The organism is Epilithonimonas sp., assembly GCF_032054305.1.
Lineage (GTDB): Bacteria > Bacteroidota > Bacteroidia > Flavobacteriales > Weeksellaceae > Epilithonimonas.
The window spans coordinates 40777-63690 of the sequence record NZ_DAMBSX010000006.1 but is presented as its reverse complement, the minus strand read 5'-3'; the positions used below and the strand labels follow the sequence as shown (position 1 = coordinate 63690).

24 protein-coding genes are annotated in these 22914 nt (G+C 31.3%); 7 read left to right on the top strand and 17 right to left on the bottom strand.

Annotated elements, in window-relative coordinates; translation table 11 throughout:
* Positions 1 to 628 precede the first annotated feature (628 nt).
* Both RTX21_RS13715 and RTX21_RS13710 read left to right on the top strand, forming a co-directional pair.
* Positions 629 to 1993, top strand: a complete 1365-nt coding sequence (locus RTX21_RS13715) for a hypothetical protein (RefSeq protein ID WP_312768548.1) — start codon at positions 629 to 631, stop codon at positions 1991 to 1993.
* 5 nt (positions 1994 to 1998) lie between these two features.
* Complete coding sequence (locus RTX21_RS13710; protein ID WP_002977304.1) at positions 1999 to 2679, top strand: hypothetical protein; 681 nt, start codon at positions 1999 to 2001, stop codon at positions 2677 to 2679.
* Positions 2680 to 3333: 654 nt separating this feature from the next.
* Here the strand turns inward: RTX21_RS13710 and RTX21_RS13705 are convergent.
* From RTX21_RS13705 to RTX21_RS13680, 6 genes are all read right to left on the bottom strand, one after another.
* On the bottom strand, positions 3334 to 4737 hold the full coding sequence (locus RTX21_RS13705) for a hypothetical protein (RefSeq protein ID WP_002977303.1): 1404 nt from the start codon (positions 4735 to 4737) through the stop codon (positions 3334 to 3336).
* A 433-nt stretch (positions 4738 to 5170) separates the two neighbouring features.
* Positions 5171 to 5617: a hypothetical protein gene (locus RTX21_RS13700; RefSeq protein WP_002977302.1), complete on the bottom strand. Its 447-nt coding sequence runs from the start codon at positions 5615 to 5617 to the stop codon at positions 5171 to 5173.
* A gap of 109 nt (positions 5618 to 5726) precedes the next feature.
* On the bottom strand, positions 5727 to 6203 hold the full coding sequence (locus tag RTX21_RS13695) for a hypothetical protein (RefSeq protein ID WP_002977301.1): 477 nt from the start codon (positions 6201 to 6203) through the stop codon (positions 5727 to 5729).
* A 362-nt stretch (positions 6204 to 6565) separates the two neighbouring features.
* Complete coding sequence (locus RTX21_RS13690) at positions 6566 to 7522, bottom strand: zincin-like metallopeptidase domain-containing protein (RefSeq protein ID WP_002977297.1); 957 nt, start codon at positions 7520 to 7522, stop codon at positions 6566 to 6568.
* Positions 7523 to 7781: 259 nt separating this feature from the next.
* On the bottom strand, positions 7782 to 8207 hold the full coding sequence (locus RTX21_RS13685; RefSeq protein WP_002977295.1) for a hypothetical protein: 426 nt from the start codon (positions 8205 to 8207) through the stop codon (positions 7782 to 7784).
* A gap of 73 nt (positions 8208 to 8280) precedes the next feature.
* Entirely contained in the window at positions 8281 to 8640 is a 360-nt protein-coding gene (locus tag RTX21_RS13680; protein ID WP_002977293.1) for a DUF6876 family protein, read from the bottom strand.
* 360 nt (positions 8641 to 9000) lie between these two features.
* Between RTX21_RS13680 and RTX21_RS13675 the strand changes: the two genes are divergently transcribed.
* The 3 genes from RTX21_RS13675 to RTX21_RS13665 all read left to right on the top strand — a co-directional run bounded on the left by RTX21_RS13675 (position 9001) and on the right by RTX21_RS13665 (position 11709).
* On the top strand, positions 9001 to 9714 hold the full coding sequence (locus RTX21_RS13675) for a hypothetical protein (RefSeq protein ID WP_002977288.1): 714 nt from the start codon (positions 9001 to 9003) through the stop codon (positions 9712 to 9714).
* 130 nt (positions 9715 to 9844) lie between these two features.
* The gene (locus RTX21_RS13670) at positions 9845 to 10390 is read left to right on the top strand and encodes a hypothetical protein (RefSeq protein ID WP_002977286.1); all 546 of its coding nucleotides are present in this window, start codon (positions 9845 to 9847) and stop codon (positions 10388 to 10390) included.
* The gene (locus RTX21_RS13665) at positions 10387 to 11709 is read left to right on the top strand and encodes a hypothetical protein (protein ID WP_002977285.1); all 1323 of its coding nucleotides are present in this window, start codon (positions 10387 to 10389) and stop codon (positions 11707 to 11709) included. Before RTX21_RS13670 ends, RTX21_RS13665 begins: the two co-directional genes overlap by 4 nt.
* A 46-nt stretch (positions 11710 to 11755) precedes the next feature.
* Here the strand turns inward: RTX21_RS13665 and RTX21_RS13660 are convergent, their stop codons facing one another.
* The 10 genes from RTX21_RS13660 to RTX21_RS13615 form a co-directional block, all read right to left on the bottom strand.
* Positions 11756 to 12442 carry a hypothetical protein gene (locus RTX21_RS13660; RefSeq protein ID WP_002977283.1) on the bottom strand — a complete coding sequence of 229 codons (687 nt, stop codon included), beginning with the start codon at positions 12440 to 12442 and terminating at the stop codon, positions 11756 to 11758.
* 51 nt (positions 12443 to 12493) lie between these two features.
* A complete protein-coding gene (locus RTX21_RS13655; protein WP_164720334.1) occupies positions 12494 to 14182 on the bottom strand; it encodes a phospholipase D-like domain-containing protein in 1689 nt (562 codons plus the stop codon).
* A 233-nt stretch (positions 14183 to 14415) separates the two neighbouring features.
* Positions 14416 to 15243: a PRTRC system ThiF family protein gene (locus RTX21_RS13650; protein WP_002977279.1), complete on the bottom strand. Its 828-nt coding sequence runs from the start codon at positions 15241 to 15243 to the stop codon at positions 14416 to 14418.
* The gene (locus RTX21_RS13645; protein ID WP_002977276.1) at positions 15243 to 15983 is read right to left on the bottom strand and encodes a PRTRC system protein B; all 741 of its coding nucleotides are present in this window, start codon (positions 15981 to 15983) and stop codon (positions 15243 to 15245) included. Before RTX21_RS13645 ends, RTX21_RS13650 begins: the two co-directional genes overlap by 1 nt.
* 19 nt (positions 15984 to 16002) lie before the next feature.
* Positions 16003 to 16818 (bottom strand): hypothetical protein, encoded by an 816-nt coding sequence (locus RTX21_RS13640; RefSeq protein WP_126358622.1) that lies wholly within the window; start codon positions 16816 to 16818, stop codon positions 16003 to 16005.
* Positions 16819 to 17015: 197 nt separating this feature from the next.
* Positions 17016 to 17192: a hypothetical protein gene (locus RTX21_RS13635; RefSeq protein ID WP_002977271.1), complete on the bottom strand. Its 177-nt coding sequence runs from the start codon at positions 17190 to 17192 to the stop codon at positions 17016 to 17018.
* A gap of 31 nt (positions 17193 to 17223) precedes the next feature.
* Positions 17224 to 17442 carry a PRTRC system protein C gene (locus tag RTX21_RS13630; protein WP_002977268.1) on the bottom strand — a complete coding sequence of 73 codons (219 nt, stop codon included), beginning with the start codon at positions 17440 to 17442 and terminating at the stop codon, positions 17224 to 17226.
* A gap of 9 nt (positions 17443 to 17451) precedes the next feature.
* Entirely contained in the window at positions 17452 to 18000 is a 549-nt protein-coding gene (locus tag RTX21_RS13625; protein WP_027383749.1) for a PRTRC system protein E, read from the bottom strand.
* A 9-nt stretch (positions 18001 to 18009) separates the two neighbouring features.
* Positions 18010 to 18447, bottom strand: a complete 438-nt coding sequence (locus tag RTX21_RS13620; RefSeq protein ID WP_002977264.1) for a hypothetical protein — start codon at positions 18445 to 18447, stop codon at positions 18010 to 18012.
* A gap of 15 nt (positions 18448 to 18462) precedes the next feature.
* Positions 18463 to 18864: a single-stranded DNA-binding protein gene (locus tag RTX21_RS13615; RefSeq protein WP_002977263.1), complete on the bottom strand. Its 402-nt coding sequence runs from the start codon at positions 18862 to 18864 to the stop codon at positions 18463 to 18465.
* 1182 nt (positions 18865 to 20046) lie between these two features.
* Between RTX21_RS13615 and RTX21_RS13610 the strand changes: the two genes are divergently transcribed.
* A complete protein-coding gene (locus tag RTX21_RS13610) occupies positions 20047 to 20838 on the top strand; it encodes a hypothetical protein (protein ID WP_002977259.1) in 792 nt (263 codons plus the stop codon).
* Positions 20839 to 20892: 54 nt separating this feature from the next.
* Positions 20893 to 21987 (top strand): hypothetical protein, encoded by a 1095-nt coding sequence (locus RTX21_RS13605; RefSeq protein ID WP_002977257.1) that lies wholly within the window; start codon positions 20893 to 20895, stop codon positions 21985 to 21987.
* 62 nt (positions 21988 to 22049) lie between these two features.
* On the opposite strand, the gene RTX21_RS13600 is transcribed toward RTX21_RS13605, so the two are convergent.
* Positions 22050 to 22841, bottom strand: coding sequence for a toprim domain-containing protein (locus tag RTX21_RS13600; RefSeq protein WP_228457750.1), 792 nt, complete (start codon positions 22839 to 22841; stop codon positions 22050 to 22052).
* Positions 22842 to 22914 lie beyond the last annotated feature (73 nt).

Genomic DNA, 22914 nt, shown 5'->3' with positions numbered 1-22914 from the left:
CTAAGCTTAGAAACGCTAAAGATATTTCAGGGAAAAATCAGTGAAAATGGAAATCTCTACTTTTTAGGATTCAGAAAGAATAGCTGGACTATTATTTACAGAGATGGCTCATCACTAGAGACAAAGTCTTTTTACCAGATTATAAATCATTTTGGTGATTTGATCATCCATAATATATACTGTTTCAGATACATTTTGGAAGCAATGCTTTTTTTACAAAATAAACATTGTGATTATCTAAGGAATTCGCTAATTATCATTACCGCGTCAAAAAATAAAAAAGAAATAAAATCCTTTTTATTTAGACGATACATTCAGAAAAATCTTGTCGTACCAAAGATTCATTTATTTCATTCACTGCGAAATTTTGAATTAACTGTACTCTATCTTGAACTTTTAGATAAAGGAGTTGTCTCTGAAACCATTCAGCTAAAAGGTCAAAATTATCTAAAGATAAAGTATAAATCAATTCAGATTATACTTGATACAGAACAGCAGACGAAAAGTAAAATTTTGTTTCTGTTAGGTATAAATGATAAGATCTTTAAAATTCGCAATTATGATCTATCACATTTAATGAGTGATAGAAATCTCTATTGGTAACCTCACATCCAAATATATAGCAATAATGAAAAGCGATGACGCATTAAAATCAGAAGTTGAGATTATATCTGAATACTTTAGAAATACAAACAACAGTATTTGGTTAAAAGAAGGGCTCCGTGGTTCAATCTCAAGTGAAATTGACAGCTATAACTCTCTTATAGAAAATCTTCAAAACAAGAGAAAAATGTTTTCCGGAATTGATCTAACTATTTCACCTTTTAATTCCTCAGGAGCAGACTTCAAAATAATTATAAAAAATGACAGCGAAAGACTGCAGCTACTCTCGGGATTGCTAAATTTTCGATCCAAGCAAATAAATGATTTAGATAACAAATTACATAACAATCATAATATTAACAACATGGAAAATAATGTATTTCAATCCAAAAAAGCCGATTTAGAAGTAAAAATCGAACTGCCCAATCAAGAGAAACCGTTTTTTGAAAAAATGTCCACTCCTAATAATTTGGTTAATATGCTGCAAAAAGCGGGGCAGAAATTAAATCCAAATGAGACACTACGCGTTAATTTGAACGGTACTTCATTAGTGCTCACCAAAGAACAAACCGAGAAGCCAGAAATTCTTCAAAACCTGGAAACAGAATACAATAAAGTTAACAGGCTAAAAAACGGGCATCCTGAAGAAAATAGAAATCTACAAGATTTAAAAGATCAGATCAAGTATTTAGGTTTTGGCGAAGAACAAAAAGTTCATACGGAACTGGCTGATAATTTAGCTTCAGATAAAAAAGAATTTATCATCAATATTTCTTCAGATAAAGCATCTTTCAAAAACAATGAAATCAATTTTGAGCTGAAATTTCAAAAATCTGAAAAAAATGAAAACTTCTACTTAAACTCTTTCCTTGCAAATCTTAAGAACAATGAGAAGGATGTCAACTTAAACCATACATTTTCCGCTAATGGAAACTTTACGGCTAAAGAAGCGATCAATCTTTTAGAAGGCAGATCTGTTAAAACGGAGATTTATAATAAACATTTGGATGCAAAAGAGGATGCTTTTGTAAAGCTACAATTGAATGAAGAAAAGAATGAAAAAGGAAATTTCAAGCTTCAGGTTTTTAATAAAAACTACGGAATTGACATTAAAAAGATCATTGATAAAGCAAAACTTCATTTTGATAACGATAAGCACAGAGAAATTACCACCAAATCACTTGAAAAAGGCAATATTGTTTCGGTAAAATTTTCAGATCTGAAAAATAATATAGTCGAAGGAAAAGCAATTCTCAACCCCCAATACAAGATGCTGAATCTGTATGATAATAAGATGAAAAGATTCAACTCTAATGAGCAGGCCTTTCAAAAGGATAATTCGGAAACTAATGAGGTAAAGAATCAGCAGAGCCATTCCCGAAAAATTTAATATCTATGAGAGTTTTTGCTTTATTATTCTTTTGTTTATTTCTAGTTTCTTGTAATAAGGGAAAAAAAATTCAAAGTAAAAGAGGTGGAATTGATATAGTCACGAATATTTATTACAGTGCTTCAAAAGGTCTTGAAGAGCACCAACAGATCATTTTGTCCAAAATGAACTACCAGGATAAGGACTTAATAGAATTAGTCCCCAATATTCAAATTCCAGAAATAATTGACAGTGTATATTATATCCGTGATTCATTATATTTCAGCATTGGAAATACTTTACAGTCAAAATCTTTGATTTTTAAAGATCAAAAATTTGAAAATGGTAGAAATGTCAAAAATAAAAGGTACGGAGCAATGTGGATTGACTTACCTATATCCAACTATCAGCAACGGAAAAATCTAAATGACACTGTACTTTATGGAAAAAAACACTTTAAAAGATTCCAAATTATAAGTAGAGAGACCTACAGTATTTTCTATCTAAATAAAACCGATACTATTCTACCCTATTCTCTTAATCCGCTTGCTGACAAGGACTATGGAGGACGGCTTGAAAGAATTGACAGCTATGATAAAAAAAGAGATTTATTCACAACAATCGTATTGCTGCCTAGGAAACGATGGGATAAAGAAGCTGCGGATATTTTTGAATATAATCATCAAACAAATATTGATTCCAAATAAAAAATCCCAAGCCAAATTGGCTTGGGATTTTTTATTTGATTGAAGTACGTTTTTTTGAAAGTTTAATCAACACTTGATCTGAATCTTTAATTTCAATTAATTGCTCTTCTATAAATAAAAACACATTTTTATCCAAAATAAAAATATCAAAAACAGTGTATCGCTGTTTTGAAAAAAATTTCCCCGTCAAAATAATGCAATTATTATACTTGACTGGAGGAGAAAGCTTAAGAGTAACTTTTGATTTGTTTGTCTTAGCGTAGAAGACAATAAATTTTCTTTTTTCGCTGTACTCAAGAACAAAATAATGTTTGTTATTTAGAACTTTTAGTGAAGTTAAGTAAAATAGGTTTTGAGCATCAATTTCGATCTCTTTTTTTTGATCATGACTATAAATTACGTTATTAAATATTTAAAAAATCAAATAATTTAGTGATAAATATTGCTTCGACAATACAAAGAAAAAGTTTTAAACAAAAAAATCCCCAAGAAGATGGGGATAAAAACTAATAACCATGAAAACTCAAATTAAACTTGAGAATCGCGGCAAAGGTATAAAATATCAGATGATACTTTGTCTCAGGACAATACAATGGCTCTATCCAATCAATTCTAATTATCAATGGAAGCTCCCACTAAATATTTAAAAGCTCACTAATTATATTGATTACCTTCTAAATTTTCTATATCATCTTCCCAGTGAGGTCTATTAAAGCCACTTACTGAATCAGCCAAAAGCAAATCATTTTTTAGAACAGGATAATGGCTTTGTTTATAAAAACAGGTAGTTTCAGCCCAATCAAAATTATTACTGGAAGCAAGCAGCTGAATACTATTACAATGTATCGCTCGGATATCTTTTTCTTTATAATCAAATCCCTGTATTATTTCCTCCGACTTCAAAAATCTTTTTCTTTCTACATATGGTCCGTCCAAATTTTCATAGCCGATATGAATAATTCCTGGACCATCAAGTGGTATTTGATCTACTGCTTTTACAAGAAGTCGTTTTACGTCCTTTGCTTTCATATTTATAGAATGTTCGGAGACACTTGTCCATTTAAGAATACTTATACTTCCTACTTTGTCAATGTAAAGATTTAGAATATCAAAATTTTTATCCTTACCCAATTTATATAGTTCATCGTGGTTAAATACGGTCACATAATTACCCCCACTTTCATATTTTCCAATGCAAACCTCAATTAATTCCGGTGAATTGTTTCTAATATCTCTTTCTTTTAATTCTCTATTTATAGAAGCCAAGTTCAACGGTCTAAATGAAATTTCAATTTCAGAAGTTTGAATTTGTGCTCTTTTATCTCCACTATGAATTTTAAGATATTCATTAAAACAATCAACTAAAATATTTTCGCCTGTCTCTGAAACTGGAACCTTAAAAATAATATCAATGGAATACGACAATTTATATTCTTGCAAAATGGCAGTCAATCGTAAAGATCTGTTTTGCCATTCTGACCTTTCGCTTTCAGAATAATCCGGAACTTTCTGCATTCTTTTACATTCAACCCAATATTGTTGTCCATCTTTTCTAATCTGCAAGTCCGGAGATTTATAATAAGTGCTTTCAGGTATAAAGGATACTTTCCATCCATTTTTACAATATAAATTTGCAACTGCCAGTTCAAAAAAAATGGTATCAGGGTGATTCTTTTTTTCGTTCAATAATTCCTCAATCTTTTTCTCTATCCCATCAATCTCAAGAAGTGTTGAAAGATTCTTCCCTATCATCGAAAAAAACGGAAATATACGAGCGGATTGTAGAGCGTCACCAGATAAAGGTCTTTCAAAGATACTTTCTACCAGATACATATACCATGCAATCCAGTCATCATAAAAAGCAATTGGCATGACGAGTTTGCCATCTTTACTTTCCGCTTTTTTAAATCCATACTGAATAGCTTCAACCTCACGAAAATATGATACAACTTTGTCTCGTCTTTTCAACCATCTTTCATCTCCCATTCTCGACACAAAAAAATTCAATGCTTTTTTTGCATCTATCGCCCAAGGTTCTTTTATGTAAATATTCACCATTTTAAGTAATTACTATTTTATATCTAATATACTTTAAATTTGAAAATGATTGAGATCATTCTGAATGAGCATTTAAAATATGATTAATTGAGTATTTTAAGTTAAAATTTCAACGAGTTCCGAGTTAGTAATAATCCTTTTGAAAAAAGGCAAGATACTCTTTTGTAGGCTCATTTTATATAAATGGACGTCCAAAAGGACATCTTGCACCACAAAAAAAACAAATTATTTTTACAATATCATCTTCAAAAGCCATTTTTTAAAAGTTGAAATCAACATTTGCAATAATGTGTAAACCTACAATTGAACAATTATATAAATATATATTGACAGTATTATTGAATTATATAAACATATAATTCAACAATTCAATAAATACATACTACCGTATTTATACAATTATATATTTAAATTGATGTAGAAATATAGAATGTTATAATTCAACAGAAAAAAATTCCAAAGGAGTTTTGCTGACAAAAGAAACAAGAAATTCAAAAAAAGCGGAAATAGAATAGCTTGAAGAATCAGATTTTTCATTGATGTAATAAGTGTGCATCAATTCATAATAAAGATCAGAATATTTTAGTGGAAGTAGAAAATTGATACTTTCCAATATTCTTTCTTCTTTTGTATTTTCAATCTTAGTTCCTCTCTTTTTATAAAAAACAAGATACTGCTCATTAGGAGCGGTAACCTTATGATATTTTTGCTGAAAACTCTTTTGAACATTCAGTAATGTGACACATAAATAATGTCTATAGGAAAATAGGGATAACAGGTCGTTATCCTTGTAATAAGTAAAACTGCAAATCTTAAAATTGTCCACTAAAGACTTATCGGTTTTTACCAATAAGTTTTTGGTTGCTTTTTTTGCGCACATAGAATGCTTATTTATTAGCCAACTTGCCGATTCAACGACAACAAATTATTACAAATGTAAAACTAAAACCGAAAAATATAAATCATATTTTTACGGCTTTACAAATTATTTAAAGCACAATAGACAATTTTATTTTGTCTTTTTTAAGTTTCTGAACCATTTCAACAGCTTTCTGTCGTTGGAAAACATAATATGCCAACTCTTTTGAAGGGCTGAAAAGGGGTAATTTTCCATTATAAATTCTTATAAACTTGGAATAATACAATCCTTCGTCAGAGGTAAAAATATATATTTTCCTGTGAGAAGCATAATTAATCCAGTCCGCTAATTTATCTTTCAAAATAGCCGGGTCATTTTTAAGTTTAATGGTAAATGATTCATTTCCTTCAAAAGAATCATCTTTAAAAATAAGATTAAAATTACTGACATAGCAGCTTAAAACAATATTGTTTTCAGTTACCATTAAGGGATTATTGATATCTCCCAGTAAATCAATGGTAACATCATTTGCTTTAAAGAACTGTTTTATTAGAAAATTCCTTCTTGCAATGTCCGTAAATAAATTGTGATTTGTACTCTCTTCCATTTCATTGTTATCAGAATTAAACAAATATACTATTTTTTACCTATTAAACCAATTTAAAATATTTTACCTATTATTTCAAAAATATTTTTATATTTACATATTCTTATTAATCAGAATTAATAATGAAAAGAATAATAAAATTTGTGGTGTACGGAGCAATAGCGTTTTACATATTTCTGTTTGCGTTTATAGGTAATACCACTGACAATAATAATGCAAGAAAAATATCTCTAACTTTAGTTATTATCGTCGTTGGCTGGAATGTCTTGAAGAATCCTTTAAAAAGATTCTTTAGGAAAATATTTAATAATAATTCTTGACGATAATAGAAAAGGCTGCCCTATGGCAGCCTTATTATTTTATCAAAGTTGTTCAAGAAATTTCTTTGCTTTTTTAGATGATGCAAATGCTTTCTTGATATTTTCCTCACGCTTAGATGTATTTTTGACAGACCAGCTTTTAAGATATCTTACGGAATTGATAAACTCCTTAGTAATTCCAAATTGGAGGCAGATTAGCATACTACCCATTTCTGCAATAAGTTCTTCAAAAGAGTAACTTGTTAAATCTGAATGACCTTTTAATTCTCTTTTTAATCTGCTTTCGTGACCAGTCCAGTGAATGATCTCGTGAAATAATGTAGAATAATATTTATCTTCAGATATAAAATATTTCTTTTCTGGAATTGAAATTATATCTGTTAAAGGCGTATAATAAGCTGTACTAGAAAGAGTTTGCCTAACTGTTAGATTACCGTTAGTAATAATTGAATTGATAAATTCTTCACTATTACATTGTTCCTGAAAATCCAGTACTAGATTTTCCTCTTCAATGACAGTATCAATATTTAGATCGGCTATATTCTCAATCAGTTCAGCATTAAAAACGGTATAATTCTTTAAACAGCTGATCTTATTAATATTTTCTCTTTCATTCACCGACATTTCTAATACTTGTTCTCTGCTATAGATTTTACCCGTCTCTCTATGTTTGTAGATGAAGCTAAAAAATTCAATGATTGTACCTTTTGCTCCTTTTTTTAGTCTGCCACCGGCTTTCGAAATAGAGTTGAATGTCGCATAATCGGCGGTTTGGAAATTATTGATTAAAGCATCAATATAAAGAGCTACTGTGTTAAAGCCTTGATATTGCTTTTTTGTAAAAAGATTTTTCGGCATTTGAAATTGCACATCAGCATAATGTTCCCAGTCCTGCGGATTAACTTTATCAAGGTTTTCGAGTATTTTTAAAATGAATCTATCTTCATTTTTTTCTTGTGAAGAATCTTTTGAATTACTTTTTTTTGTGAATGTTTTCATAATACTTTATTTAATATTCTGACTTTTCTATTGTTTTATGTGCATTCCAAAAGAAATCTGTCATTCAATAAAACCGGAATGAAAGAATGTAATGAAGGCTTTGAAATCTTTTTGTTCGAAGAATTCAGGAGTGTCTGAAATTATAGCTATGCTGTAATTATAGAGACCCAAAAAGATTTTTTGATTGGAGGATGGATTTCTAATTTCGCATAAGAAAACCGAGAAAGTCAGAATATAAAGGATTAGAAAACAATTAAAATTATTCAATCCTTATTGATAATAATCTTTGAAGATGCTGTGATTTTTTCAAATCGACATATTTGATAAATTCAGGTGTCTTTTTGAACTTCTGAAGTGCTCTGATAAACTTGAAATCTGATTCAATTACACTTGAGACTTTTATACAGGCAGTTCCAATATCTCCAAAGCAGTTGCCTATTCCAAATAAGAGAGAATAGTAAGTTTCTGTAGTAAGCGGTCGGTCATAATGGGCTAGTATCTTTTTACCTTCTTCATCTTCATTTAAAAATCTAAGTTCTTCATTGAACATTGCCTGTGTAAAGAAAACACCATAGTCAACGCCATTGAAATTTTCATAGTTCAAATCAAAGTTTTCTTTCAGAAAGTTATTTACTTCCTCAGCTAATTGAGCTTCTTTTAAATATATAATTGAATAAGTTCCCATAAAATTTATAAGTATTCTTAAGTTTGGAATTTGATAAAACGATTACCTATACATCGTGAGGTTTTCATATTATTTAGTGTTCGCTTGGAAGTAATAGTACATTACCCTCTTTCCAGATGGTAAATTCTTCAAAAAAGAAGTCAGAGAATGGAATAATGGCTGACATTAACTGATTTTCATTTCCGTCAGATGCAGAAAGACTAAACTGCTCATCCTTGATTCTTTTAATCGTCCATACTTGAAAATCTTCACTTTGAAATTTTTGAGAAGTCTGATAAGATGCTATACAGTCCAGAAACCAGTAGCACTCTTCTTCATATGCCACATTTTTGACTCCGTCAGTCAATAATATTCCAAAGATGTAGGAATAGTACTGCTCAGTTCCTGTAAACTGATTGTAAAAATCATTAGCTGAGATTTTGGGATTTTTCATAATTGCCAATTTTTTGGGTTAATATTTAAATTGTTGAGAGCAGTTGATATTTTAACAGCATTGTTTTATAATCTACTTTCTCCCTGTTTTTCATTGCTTCTGACGAAAGAAATTCAGATTCAATACAAAACCGCAATGAAGTATGTAATGGAGGCTATGAAATATTTTTGTCCTTCGGATTTAGGAGTATCTGAAAAAAATGGCGCAGCATTTTATTTAGAAACCCAAAAAGATTTTTTTGTACAGAAACTGTATTTATAGTTTTGCAAACCGAAAACACGGAACATTTAGATTATAGCAGGTTTAAGAGAACTATTATCTATACAACAACAGCTGGATATTTACTATATTTGGTAGCATATGTGGATAAAAGAAAAACCTCAGCAATTATTGGATTCAGGAAGTACAACAGCCAATTTTTTATACAAAAAAGGAAAGGTTTATGTGATGGATAATCATCTATGTGCAGCGTGGTGCTGGTTACAGGAAACAGATATCACTAAATCATACGACTTCTATCATATTGACAGACATAATGACCTATTATACCCTATTCCATCTATCAAGGAAGATTTATTAAATGATAATGTTGATCTTGAAAAAATTACATTTGAAGAATATGTTGAACTTAATGAAAATCATCCGGAGGAACTCAATATAAAAGCTCCGTTGTTCCGCTGGGATAATTATATATTAAATCTAAATGAAGTATATCCGAATTTCTTTGGAACTACACATTTTATAACCAAAGAGCCATATCCGGAAAATGAATTTATAGATTGGGAGTATAAGATAGAAGACTTTCTTAACAGCTTACATCATTGGCTGAAAGATTCCAAAAATGGCGGTATAGTAAATTTGGATATAGATTTCTTTTATTCTAACAGTAAAGGCTATTATCAGATTTATTCTGATGAATTGATCAGAAAAGTCGGGAATGTATTAGTTGAAAATATGGATAAGATAGATGTCATTACAATTGCATTAAGCCCTGAATGCTGTGGAGGTTGGGAAAATGCCTTTAAAACAATGAAAATTCTTGACGAAGTACTCGATTTAGGTATGGAAATGTAATAACTCTTAGTTGCAACAACTCTATATTTTTTTGATAACAAAATCAAGATTAAAAGTAGTTTAGAATGACAATTGACAACTAAAACGATTAATTTGTATATTTGGTGAAAACAATAACTTTAATAACTTAATGACAGAACTTCATCTTGATCTTACTTTAGATAAGCTACAAGGCCCACCAAAAGAGCATATAAAAGTTCACAATTATTGGGCTGCTGTTGGACTTGATCGCTATCATAAAGACTCTAAGGCTGAATTTGAATTTACCATTGACGGAAAATCCAGCAAAAACATTGTTACTTGGGATTCCAATTTTTCAAAAGTAACAATGAAGGAGGATAAAGATATTGCTAATCACGGTGGTGTTGCATTGGCTTGGTTTGTAATGTCAGTAATAATGGATTACAAATATGTAGAACAAACTGAAATTGGCGATGGCGTTGACTATAGATTTTCTAAAACTGAACCTGATGATGATGATTTGAATTTTCTTGACGAAGAATATCATTATGTAGAAATATCCGGTATTTTGGAGGAAAACAAATCAAATACCTTAATAAATCGCATAAAAAAGAAACACGAGCAAATTAATAGAGGTTCAAAAAGAGACCAATCATCATCTGTCGTTGTCACACTTTTTGCCAAACCTACAACCATAAAAGAAATTCATAAATGAAACCAAAGTTACAACATAGAGAAGCTATGGATTACTCATTTAAGGCTAAGCAGGCTTTAGATGAAGGTGACTTTGATGCTTCATTAGAACTATACAAAACGGCAGCTAAATTAGAAAGTGAGGTTGCAGATTTCTATTTCGACAAACCAGACCTTGAACCCACAAGGAGTATACTGGTAAGAAGTGCTGCGTTTTTAAATTTAAAAGCTGGACAGATAGAGGAGGCACAAAAGTTTATTTTTTTTGGGTTAACTAACAGTAAAGATGAAGAGGTTAAGGAACAATTGTATGACGCCTTAGAGATTTTAGTTTCTTTAAAAAATATTAATCCTTTTGGGCAGACAAAAGAATATACCTATTTAAGTATTCTTAGACAAAATAGCACACATTATACTATTGAGCCTACCAAGCTTGAATTTGGTCATTCTGTTACTTTAGAAATGATTAAAGACTTTACAGATAATTATTTGAAATCATTAAAGGCATATGCACTTACTAAAGTTAGGCGTTTGGTCAAATTTAGAGATGACAGTATAAGTGAACTTCAAAAAGAAATTGATAGAATTATTAATCCGGTCATCACAAACTCAAGTTATGGAAGTTTTCGATTTTCAATTGCTAATGATTGGATGAAAAGAAATGACGAAGAAAAGGAAATTGTTAATTTAAAATCAAATATTGTTAAAAATTTCCATAATGAAATTTTCATTAATCCTCTTGGTGAACAAGAAATTACCGAAATCAAAGAAGAATTTTCAGAGGAGGAAATAAATGAAATATTCAGGCCATTAGCCAAAATCAAATCAAATAATTCCGGTTACAGCATTGGAGTTTATGACACAGATTCATTTTCAAAAAAGTATATTCCAAAAATTGTTAACAAGCAAAAAAAGGAATTACTTACTACAAAAACATTGTCACAAGAGGATATAGGTGAGCTTGTTACTACAATTGCTCATAAACGTGTTTCTGAAAAAGGTAAAGTTTCAAAGAAAACAATTAGATCGGAAGAATTCAAAAAATATGAAACGACTTTCAAACTAAAGGAGATTGTACCAAAAGACAAACCGTCAGTTTTATTATCTGAGGAAATTCTGATAGATATGTTATTTGATTCAAATATCGGTTTTACATTTTCATTTGACGATTTCAAAATATCATACACTGATATCGAATATCAGAAAGCACTTGACGGATTTAATAATAGTTTTTATTCCAAAATAATTTCATTGATTAAAAAGACTGATTTGAACACTGAAGAAAATGATGACCTAAAAATCATAAGTAGATATATCGGAAATCTTGATGCCTTGAATTAAATAATATCTTAAACTACTTTTTTAAAAAAATCAGTAGTTTAAGTTATTATTTGTTATTGTTTCTCCATAAGAATTCAAATTTCAAAGAATTACTTCTTAATGTGTCAACCGTCTGTTTAAGCTCTTCGCAGTAATCACTTAGTCCAAGATTCATTTCAATTTCAGTTTGAATTTTCCAAAGTGATCGACCTAAGTAATTAATTTCGTTCCTTAATTCAACCATTCTATCTTCGGACATTTTAGAGTTCAAAACAAAATTTGACTCAGAACATACGTAGTCATCACCTGCAAGCACATATTCATTATCATCAGTTTGAATAAATCCTAGTTCGAGTGCCACTTTTTTCGACGCATCAGCAAAAGATTTTCCAATTTGATTTTCTGTGATAGTAATTGTTTGCTCATCTCTATTAATAAATAAGTGAAACAAAACTACATCCTTCATTGAGTTGGTCAAATGTCCATTTTTTCTATGTTCTGGTACAACATACCAATGTAAATCACTATACATATCCAAGACTACAGCTACATAAGTTTTAGTTTCATTTTTAATGAAGTAAAATTTTTTGAATCCGTCTGAAGATGTAATATTATCAGTTATTTTCGGTTTATTTATCCAGACCTTAGCGAAATCTACATTCGGGCTTAAAGGTCTAAGATAAATAACACTTTTTGTTCTCTTACCTTTATTATTTAAATCATCTATTAATTTTTGTAAAGCCTTGTTTGTCATAAGTATTTGGTAACATCGCTATGTAATTAAAAAGTCCCTGCAGCTAGTAAATCAGGAACAGATTAAATCTACAAACATTTTTTTTCTCTTATATTTTAATGCATTTTTATTGTAGAATGATTTTACCCAAGCAAGGTAGTCCGTCTTCAAATGCAATGGATTATCGTTCCCTGAAACTTTTCCCGACATTTCTAAAGCTTTAGATCGCGCATAATAATGATTAAAAATTCTTACAAATTCAGTAAAATAAAGATCACTTAAATCCTTATCACCTCTAATTACCAAAGTATTCTCATCATTATTCAAAATTGAATTATCACTATAATTTGCAGAACCGGAAATGACAATAGGATCTTCACCTAGAGGATCAATAAGTATAATTTTATTATGAATGAAATTTGTCCCTACTCCACTTGGCTTTGCATTCAATAGTAAACCTGAATGTTTTTCTGCGAGCCAATCATATAGACCATCTTTTAAATAAGTTCCATAAATTATTACATTATCATAATCGTTTGAAACTAATGTAGTATGTATAGATCTATTATTATCTAAGATGATGTATTTGAGATTTTCTGTATCTTTAGTTATTATTTCTTTCATATGCTTACTAAAAGAAAATGGAAACATTCCACAAATAAGACTTTTTGAATTATCCATATATTCAGCATACGTTTTAAGAATAGTTTTTTGTTCGCGGGGACTGAAAAATACGGTTATACCCTTGTTAAGATTATCATACAATATATCTTCTTGAATTTCCAAAGTTTGCTTACCTAACACTTCGTTAATTGGATCTTGTGCTAAATATTCCCAATATTGATGAAATTTTTGAGCGACCTCTTCATCTCTGATAATGTGAGCAGCGTTACATTGACCAAAAATTCCTTTTGCTGTTATATTGGTAGACCCCGATAATATCTCAATAGGTTTACCATCTTTCAGCAGTATCATAAATTTATTATGAGCAATATAGCTTTTATTTGCTTCTTCTTTTCTTGGAATTAAAATTTGTCTTGGAATGCCTGCTTCATTTATGGCAAGATTATTTGCTTTCTCCTCTCCTCTGGAATCATAAATTATCTTAACATCAACGCTTCTATCTTCATATGCATCTTTCAATGCTTCTAAAATGGGCAAATATTCAAACTCGTAAAAAGCAGCTCTAATACTATATGTTTCATCTTCAGCTTTTTTGATAAAGTTCAACAAAGCATCATCCAAGCCCTTACCAAGCCACTTTAATGCTCTCAAAGAATTCTCTTCAGATACTCCCTCTGACCAAGGTCTGATATTCCCAAACTCTCTAGCATATGCTAGGCTCCCCGCTACCCCACGGTTAAAATACACTGAGTGTTTTGAAGTACTTTCGTCGGGAATATTAACCTTGATTTTACAGCCAGGTCTATGCTCTAAAAATTTAGGCTTTCCATATACAGGAATTATATTGTAGATATAATCGTAGGTTGATTTTACAGTAAAATCCTCCCACATAAATGATTGGATAGGATGCTCAAAGCTGCTGAATAATTCATTTTTTACTGCGCTCCCAACAGTTTCTTCAAAATATTTAAATCCTTTTAAAAAGTACTTTTCATTTTCTATCAAATCTTCTCTTTCGATAGAAAATCCCAGTAGTCCCTCAGTTTGTTGTTGGGGCATATCAATCGAAAGTATCACTGCTGAAGTTCCTGCAACGCAGGTCACTTCAAGTCCGTTCTCTTTAGCACGTGTTCTCATTGCATTATTGTTTTCAAGGTTAATTACCATAAAGATAATAACAAACTATATTACAATGAGTTAAAAATAAATTAATTTTACAATCATATGATAAAATTTAAAAAGTCCGCAACCTTTTTTTAAAATATTAGGAATGGAATTAGATAGGTATATTTTAAAATGTGGTTGCTCCATATAGGCAAAAATGCGTTTTCGACCATAGGAGAAATTGCATTTTTGCCACCCGATTTCCATCAGGCAACTTTTATAGGCTGTGAGTTAAAATTTTGAAGATTCAGAAAAAATCCCCTGTTTTCGGTCATCCCATTTCGAAATAAATTCCAGAGGAGTGAGCCTCCTAATTGGGCTAAAGAAGAATTAATAAATAAATCCTGTTTCTCAAGTGCTTCTGCCAAACTGCAACTTGGAGTATCATCTACTGTTTCTGACTGTCTCAATAAATCACCGTATTCATCGGTTATAAAAGCAAGATTGGAAACCGTTTCATATTTTTGAGAATCAGGCTGTCTAATATCTCCGATTGTCGAGAGTAATACCTGTCCTGTACATTTACTGTTTCCAAAATCCATCCAATATTTTGCTGTATTACGATGTATATAAGTATCATCCAAAGTTTTTAAAACCTCAGCGATTTCAAATCTTGTTTTCACATTATCGACACAGGAAATAAAAATATTGGCGGTCATATTACTCGTAATCCTGTCCGAAGCGTCTCTTTGAAATTTTCTAGTCTCCGCTTTCCAAGCCGTTCCGAAAAATCGGTTTGTCCTGTTGATTAATGCTGTCGCTTTATTAAGTCCAAGTTCGCTTTCAGCAAAAAGCTGTCTGCCGAGATTTGCTTCTTCTACCCTATCATCATCCCATAACATTACAGAAAGTCCGGGATGATCCATTTCGTTAAGCGCATAATTTATTCTGCCCAAAGCAGTAAGCATCTGCGAACCCGTTCCTCCTGCCCCTATCAGATTTATAGATATTGGGTTTGTCGGCTGAATAAAATTACTATAGGTAAAATGAACTCTTGGCTTATTATTTACAATTGAATTATTTTGAATATTCATTACAGTAGGTTTTTTAATTTAAGATTAGATTTTATAAGCACATCATTTGGAAAATCCTTTCTGTTCTGAACAAGGTCTTTCCAAAGCGAGACACAATTTCCCTTTATAGGATTATGATTGTACATTAAGTGACTGAAATAGGAATTGAAAAAAAAATGCTCCCAAGTAGCCGTAAATTCTTCCAAGGAAGCTGACTTTTTAATTTTAGTATCAACGTTCCCCATACAAACACTCCCGTTATCATAGATGTTAAAAAATGGTGCGTGATATAGCGAAGTCTCTTCTGTTGGTCGCTGATTGTAATCAACAGCAAATATCTTCAAATGCAGTTTATCAGCACACCAAATTAAGGATGGTACTTTCGCTGTACCATTTGGTATTTCCAAATCCTTAGAAAAATATAATTCTCGTTCTGAAAATTCTGTGTACCAAATCACTTTTGCATTTTCTGAATTGTCGATGAGTAAAATATTAGAAGAAATAATTCCCTGTGGTTTAAGAAATTCTTTTTCTCTGCAATTTTGAATTTTAAGTCTTTTTGCTAAATATTTAGCTTCGTTGGTTGTAAGTGGATGTGCATTAATGGGACTGCCATCTTCATCCATATCAAAATATTCAACGTACATATCAGAAAGCTTATCATCACTTTCGTAGAAAACTAATGCTGATTTTGGATGATAAAGATTTTCAAAATCTTCTGTTACATCTTTTGCTTCAATATTATTATTTTTTCGTTTCATAACTAATTCGAGTTAAGATTTATAGACTTGAAAAGTCGCCAAGTATTCCTGCAAGCTGATTAAGAATTTCAAAAACTTCACTTTCAAAATCCAGACTGTTATCTGAAACTTCTTTCCCATCAAAAACTTTGAAAACAATAGGTTCTTGAATTTCAGCATATTCATTGAATTCATTATTTACACTATCGATAATACTTTGATATGCCCATCCTCTATCATCAGCAAAAAATGAAATGTATTTATCCATTGAAATAACGGCTTCATCATTTTCATCGTAATCGAATTCATCATCATTAGAGAAGTCCTTATTATTATTAAAATGTATGTTTCTATAGATGCGTTCTTCGGGAAATTTGCTGTATAAGGAGAAAGCTTTATTAGCAAGATTCAAACATTCAACATCAAAACTATCTTTTGCTTTAAATGAAGTTACACGCTGTTGAAAAAATGACAAATTATTGATAGATGCAATCTTCTGCTCCATAATATCACCAATTAATTCAGCCTGTTGTAATTGCTTTTTATATTCACAATTTTCATCCAATTCTTCATCTTGGTCAATCCAGTCGCTTAGCATTTCATATAACCAAAATAAGTATGAAGCTTCCTGTCTGTAATAAGGAATATCAATAATCCGATACAGATAAGTGCATACAGAAAGTAGCATTTGAGCTGTTTTTCTGTATTTCTTATGATGAAGCATATTATGAAGAGGAACGACAGGAATATAGTAAAGAGTCATTCCTGTACTGATTCTTTCTTCGCTCACAAAATATAGGCAGTTACCTTTGTGCTCCAATTTAATATCCTGCCAATTTTTGATACTCGTTTTCATTTGCTTTCGGCAATGATTCAGAGATAGTGAGATGTTATATGGAAATTCAAAATCTTTATGATCAGATTGAGAAAGATTATAATGCTCTGACATTTGGGAAAGGGATTTATAAAAATCCCTCTCCAATTTTATTGTTTTTGATTTTGACAAATTTGATGTTGTGCTACATTCTTTAAGCTTTGGCAGAAAAGCCGTTTTCAGAAAACCATTGGTATTTGTGCCAATGGGACAGACTTTCTCTGGTCTTTCTGTACTTCCGAACTGTCTTTTTCCTGCTTCATCCATTTCATAAAATCGCCTACCTGCTGATGAACCTGTTTTTGTTTTTTTTCTTCCGGAATTACTATTTTTCCTTTTATAATATTTTGTTGCATTCATCTTAATTTTGATTTAATTCATAAACTGTTATCCTTTAGTTCCCATTACACTTTCAAATTGATATTGAATAGTGTCATCTTTAATCAGAGGAGCGGAAACCTTTGCAGTGGTAAGAATTGGATAATTATTAGCATAAAAATTCATCACTGCTTCTACACTCCATTTTGGTTCGGGGTCTGTCAGGCGAATATCCTGTCCATTATCTTTCAGAATGAAAACCCGTTCTAATTGTGTTGCGAGTAACATAATCTATATTTAAATGTTGGAAATTTCTTGTGGTTCTTGTGGCTCGGAAAAAAGACTTGGAGCAAGATGGACTTCATATTGTTCCTGCTTTTTCCTGATGTTATCTGCCTTATCGGGATAATCTGAAATTTTAGGTAGAGCAGACCACGCATCTTTATATTTGCCCTCCTTTTCAAATTGCACTGCCTTTTGTAAGGATTCAGTAAATTTTTTATCCTTTGTTTCCTTTTCTTTTTTCTCCTTATCACTTTTCTCCTTTTCCATTGCAGATTTCTTCTTGGCTTCTTCCATCTGTTTCATAAAGCTTTCCATATTTACCATTAAACCCGAAGCAGTCTGTAATGGTGTGCCTACCGTTTCAAAGAATCCGTTATCAAGCTCTTCTGCTGTTCCCTTTAAATTAACAGGTGGAATCAATTTTCTTGCTTCGTCTCCACACTGCTCATTATTGAGCAATATGGATAGAACAAAGCCATTTTCTTCTGTTGGTCGAAGTATCAACTGCAAGTCACCTTTTAAATTAAGTTTGGCGAGTTGTCTAAAAAAATTGGTCTGCATAGCTTTCAATTAAGTTGTCTGTGTTAATTCGTTCAGAGAAAATTGGAGAGTCCAATATTCAGTACCCAAATGCTTTTCAAAAGCATTATAAATGGCAGTACCATCAGTAAAAACCTGCATCTGATAACAGTTTAATACAAAATCCAATGGTTTCAATTGACTGATTTCTTCTTCATTAGTTTCCACGAAAAACATATCATTGTTTTGAAACCAATCTTTAATTTCAGAGAAGCTTTCATCCGTAAACCTAAAAAAATCAACTGCTTCATCTTTATAATTAAGCCATTTGAAAAAAGTATCATTTTCAAAAGGTTTTACAGAGTCCAATCTTTCAGTACATAATTCTCTCCATTGTTCAGTAGTATGAATGATTGCAAAATCACTAAATTCATTTGAATCGATGGATTTGATAAAAAGATAATCTGTAGGAATTTTTGATATTTTCATTGTTTAAATTTTAAATTAAAATGGTAAATCATCATCCTTATCTCCGACTAAAGCACTTGCTGTTTGTGGTTTGGCTTCGATGGTTGAATTAGTATTAACATCCGCCTTACCTCCTCCTCCGTGAACTTTAATAAATGATGTGAGAAAATTTAGACCCGAACGAATCTCTCCATCTTTTCCTATCCAAGCACTTGCACTTGGTTTTCCTGTCAGCTCTACCAAAGTACCTTTGGTAAGAATTTTAGCTACATTAGAACTAATCCAGTATGAACAGTTATAAAATGTGGTCTGTTCTACTCTATCTCCTTGTTTATTTTTAAAGCTATCATTTATAGCTACTGAAAAATTAACAACTTGTCTGTCATTTGCTAATGCGTTAACTTCCGCATTCTTTGTAATTCTGCCTACGATGTTCATAATAATTGAATTTAAATTGTTTAAAATTATTTTCGTTTTCTAAAAATTTCTTGAGTGAATTGATTTGGTATCGAGGACACTCGGTTTTCTCTATTGTTTTTCCTAATTGGAAATGATTATTTATATATTTTTTTGATATTTCCGAAGATGTCAAAGAGCATAAGTTGAATTGATTTGTATAACTGAGGTTCCGGTTTTTCTTTGCTTATGACCATAGAAAAAGAGCAGGCGCATAAAACCCAAGGAAAAAGAGTCACTAATTATATTTATTTTCAGGGCTTGAAATATTTTTGTCCGAAGGATTTAGGAGTTTCTGACAAATTATCGGAACTGGTGTAGAAAATTTTTTAGATACCCAAAAAGATTTTTTTGTGAGAAAGCCTCTTTTCTACATTTGCAATTGTAAAAACAAAAACACAGTTATTAAATCAACTTATCAATTTACACTGGTGAATAATATCAAACTAATTGCAATACATATTGTTTACAATCGGTTTATTTGTAAAGATGTAAAGACATAATTTTTGTACTAAAAGATTATATTTTTTCTTTAAAAGCAAAAGCTTAAATTCCTTTTAGAGAAAAAAGAACTTTTATATATTTTTAGAAATACTTTTACTGTACTCCACTATTATCCTGCAGCAGCTGTTTGAGAGGATTTTAAGAATGAGTGTGTTTCCGAAAGATAGATGATCGCTTTTCCGAAAAAGAGATCAGTGCTTTTCCGAACATCAATCAAAATACGAATGAGTGCGTTTCCGAATTTTTCAATCCAACATTCAGTATTTATCCACAATTATCAAAATTTCGACAATGTAAAGAGTTCGTTTCCGAATCTAATAGTATAAAAGAGATAATTTTCGTCCGACTAGTTGGGTTTAGGAGCGCTTTTCCGAAATATCCAGAGTGCTTTTCCGAAATAAAATGAGCGCCTTTCCGAATTGAAGAATTTGCTTAAACCGATTATACTTTTAAATGACATAGTCATAGGCGACAAAATAAACTCAATGGTCACATATGTTCAATTCTTAATCATAGATCGCCTTGAATAAAACTTTTGAATATTCAATTATGACTTTTTACAATCATAAAAGTTCACTCCGCCATTTATAACAATTAGTTTAATAGCAGTAATACGGTTAAATATGAATTTTGTAAAATAATTTAACAAAAGAATTACTGATGAAAAACAACTTTTTTATGCTGCTTTGTTTCTGTGTTAATTCATTTCTGTTTTCTCAGGTAGGAATCAACACCTCATCTCCTGAGACTACTTTTGAAGTTGTAGGAAAAGCAGAAGACATCAATCATTATGATGGAATTCTCCCCCCACGCATTACGGGAGATCAGTTGCAGAAAAAAACATACAATTATTCAAAGAAAGGTGCTGTTATATTTGTCACCACTGCACCATCAAACTTATCAGGTCAGGTAGCTGATATTACAGAGCCAGGGCTATATTACTTTAGCGGATATTCGTGGAAATCTATATCCAATCAAAAGGAACCAATAGAATATAGAATTATTCTGTCATTTGATAACAGCAATGATGATGTTCTGACAGAATCATCAAAGTGGTCTGAGCCTCTTAATCTTTCGTCTGACAAAAATGTTTACTTAACATCCTCAAAACATTATTCGATAGGAACAAAAAAATATGGAGGCTTTAAAGGCTCGGTAACTTTAAGGAAATTAGAAGGGATAGTGAATATAAAATTTGAAATTAGCAGAGCATCTGATGCACCTAATGTTTTAGATGATGTTTTATTTGATATTTCGGGAATATGCAACGAAATCGGATACTTTCCTAAAGATATAGTTTTTATGCAAAATGAAAATTCAACTTATGTAATTCCGGTACTGCTTCAAAATAATACCATATATATTATTGCAGGAAACTTAAATATGATAAACTCAAACGCCACTGGTGAAGTGCAAGGCTACTCAAATTGGATCAAACCTCACTCCAAATAGCTATACCACAAAAGTAGATTCTAAAAACATAGTGAACTATAATCAAATAACAAAATGAAAAACAACTTTCTAAAACTATTTTTTTTATTGATAAGTGCCAACTTTTTCTCACAAGTCGGTATCAATACTCAAACGCCTAAAGCTACCTTAGAAGTAGTAGGCAAACCAGATGATGCCAATCATTTCGATGGGATCATTCTACCAAGAATTAGTGGAGATCAATTGGCAACAAAAACTTACACTACAGCACAGAAGGGAGCAATAGTTTTCGTTCTATCACCTGCCACCAATTTATCAGGGCAATCTGTTCATCTTGAAAAGTCAGGTCTATATTATTTCGACGGTCAAAAATGGGTTCCATTACTTCAAAGTGATCCATTGGAAGTTGTCTCTCAAACAGGTAATACTTCCACGCTGGAACTTATTGTAAAAAATAATCTGAAGCTTGATTTTGATCAAAAAGAAAATTATATCATCGGTAAATCTAGAAGCACTATCGCCGGTGAATACAACTCAATTTTTGCAACGGACTCAAACATAACTTCCGGAAAAGGGAATTCGGCCAGTGCCTATGCAATGTCTCAAGGAGAAATTACTGGAAAACTAAATTATGGAGCGGGGGTATCAGCACTAAATGGTATTATTAATGGAACAATTTCCGGAAACAGGAATATTGGAATCGGTGCAGGAGCAATGTCATATATCACATCAGGCAATGATAATATTTCTATAGGATATCTGTCGGGTACAGGCAATAGAACTGGATCTAATAATGTTTTTATTGGTGTCGGTGCAGGAAGCCCCGCATCTGGAAATAGAAGTATTAGTAATAAGCTGGCAATTCATTCAACACCAGTAACCACCAGTTCAACAAATTTTTGGGATAGCATTACAAACAATTATACAGACTATAAGTTTGCGCTAATCTCTGGAGATTTTTCTGAAAGATGGCTCAATATCAATGGAAAACTGAGTGTTACACCTTCACAAATGCCCGATGCAGACGGAGATCCAGCTTACACCAAAAAAGTTGTAGCCAAAGCGGATGGCAGCTTTGGTTTTGCAACTGAAGTAATTCCTATTCCCCCATCAAATGGAACCTTTATATTAAAAAGTGTGAACGGAGTGCCAGGATGGGTTACTCAATAAGATTAATTTCAAAATGAAACCGCTACTATTAAGTAGCGGTTTTGTCTTTACTGAAAACATCATCACCTTATCAGCCACTGATTCAAATCTTTATAATGTTGGTACATCCAGGAAAAATCTTCAACATTTTTATAGCTGTTGCGGATCTGCTCTACGACAGTTTTTCCCGTTTTATCATTATCAAGAAATAGAGATATTTTTTTGTATTTCTTTAGTATTTTATCTCCCGCTAAGAGCATCGATGTTGAATTAAAGACTAAATAATCTGCATCTGAAGAAAATTTATCATCTTCTATCGTTTTATATGACAAATAATCAAAAAAGCCCTCAAATACAACAATTTCATTATTTTGCTGATTTCCCTTCTTTATTAACGTCACATCTTTTGGTCCGAGGCAGATTTTAGAATATTTATTACGGACTTCAATACCTCCTGAATTATTAAAAAAAGCAATCGCAAAATAATATTTATCTTCTATTTTGTAATGGATCTCTTTGATAAGACTTTTACAATTCAAAACTCCCCTTGACTTAAGATACTCTAGCAACGCAGGATGCTCGACATCGATTGTTTTTAAAACATTATAAGTAAAGCCATCATTTGTTTCAACCACATTATCTATTGTAGGCGAAAAATCAAGCTTATTTAAATATTCAAGCGCTGTTGAAACATTACATTTATTAATAGCTTGAACTATTGATATAACATCATATATTTTACCTGTTCCAAAATCAAAAGCTGTATTCTTAATGAAATCTACAGACAGGCTGGCTGTTTTCTCTTGTCTATCTAATGCAAAATAAAATGCTGTTCTTTTGTTTTCTTTTACAGGGAATAGACCATAGGATTCCATAACCGTCCTGATACTGACGTTTTGTTTTATTTGCTCACAATTCATTGTAAATAAAATATTAGATTAATTAAAA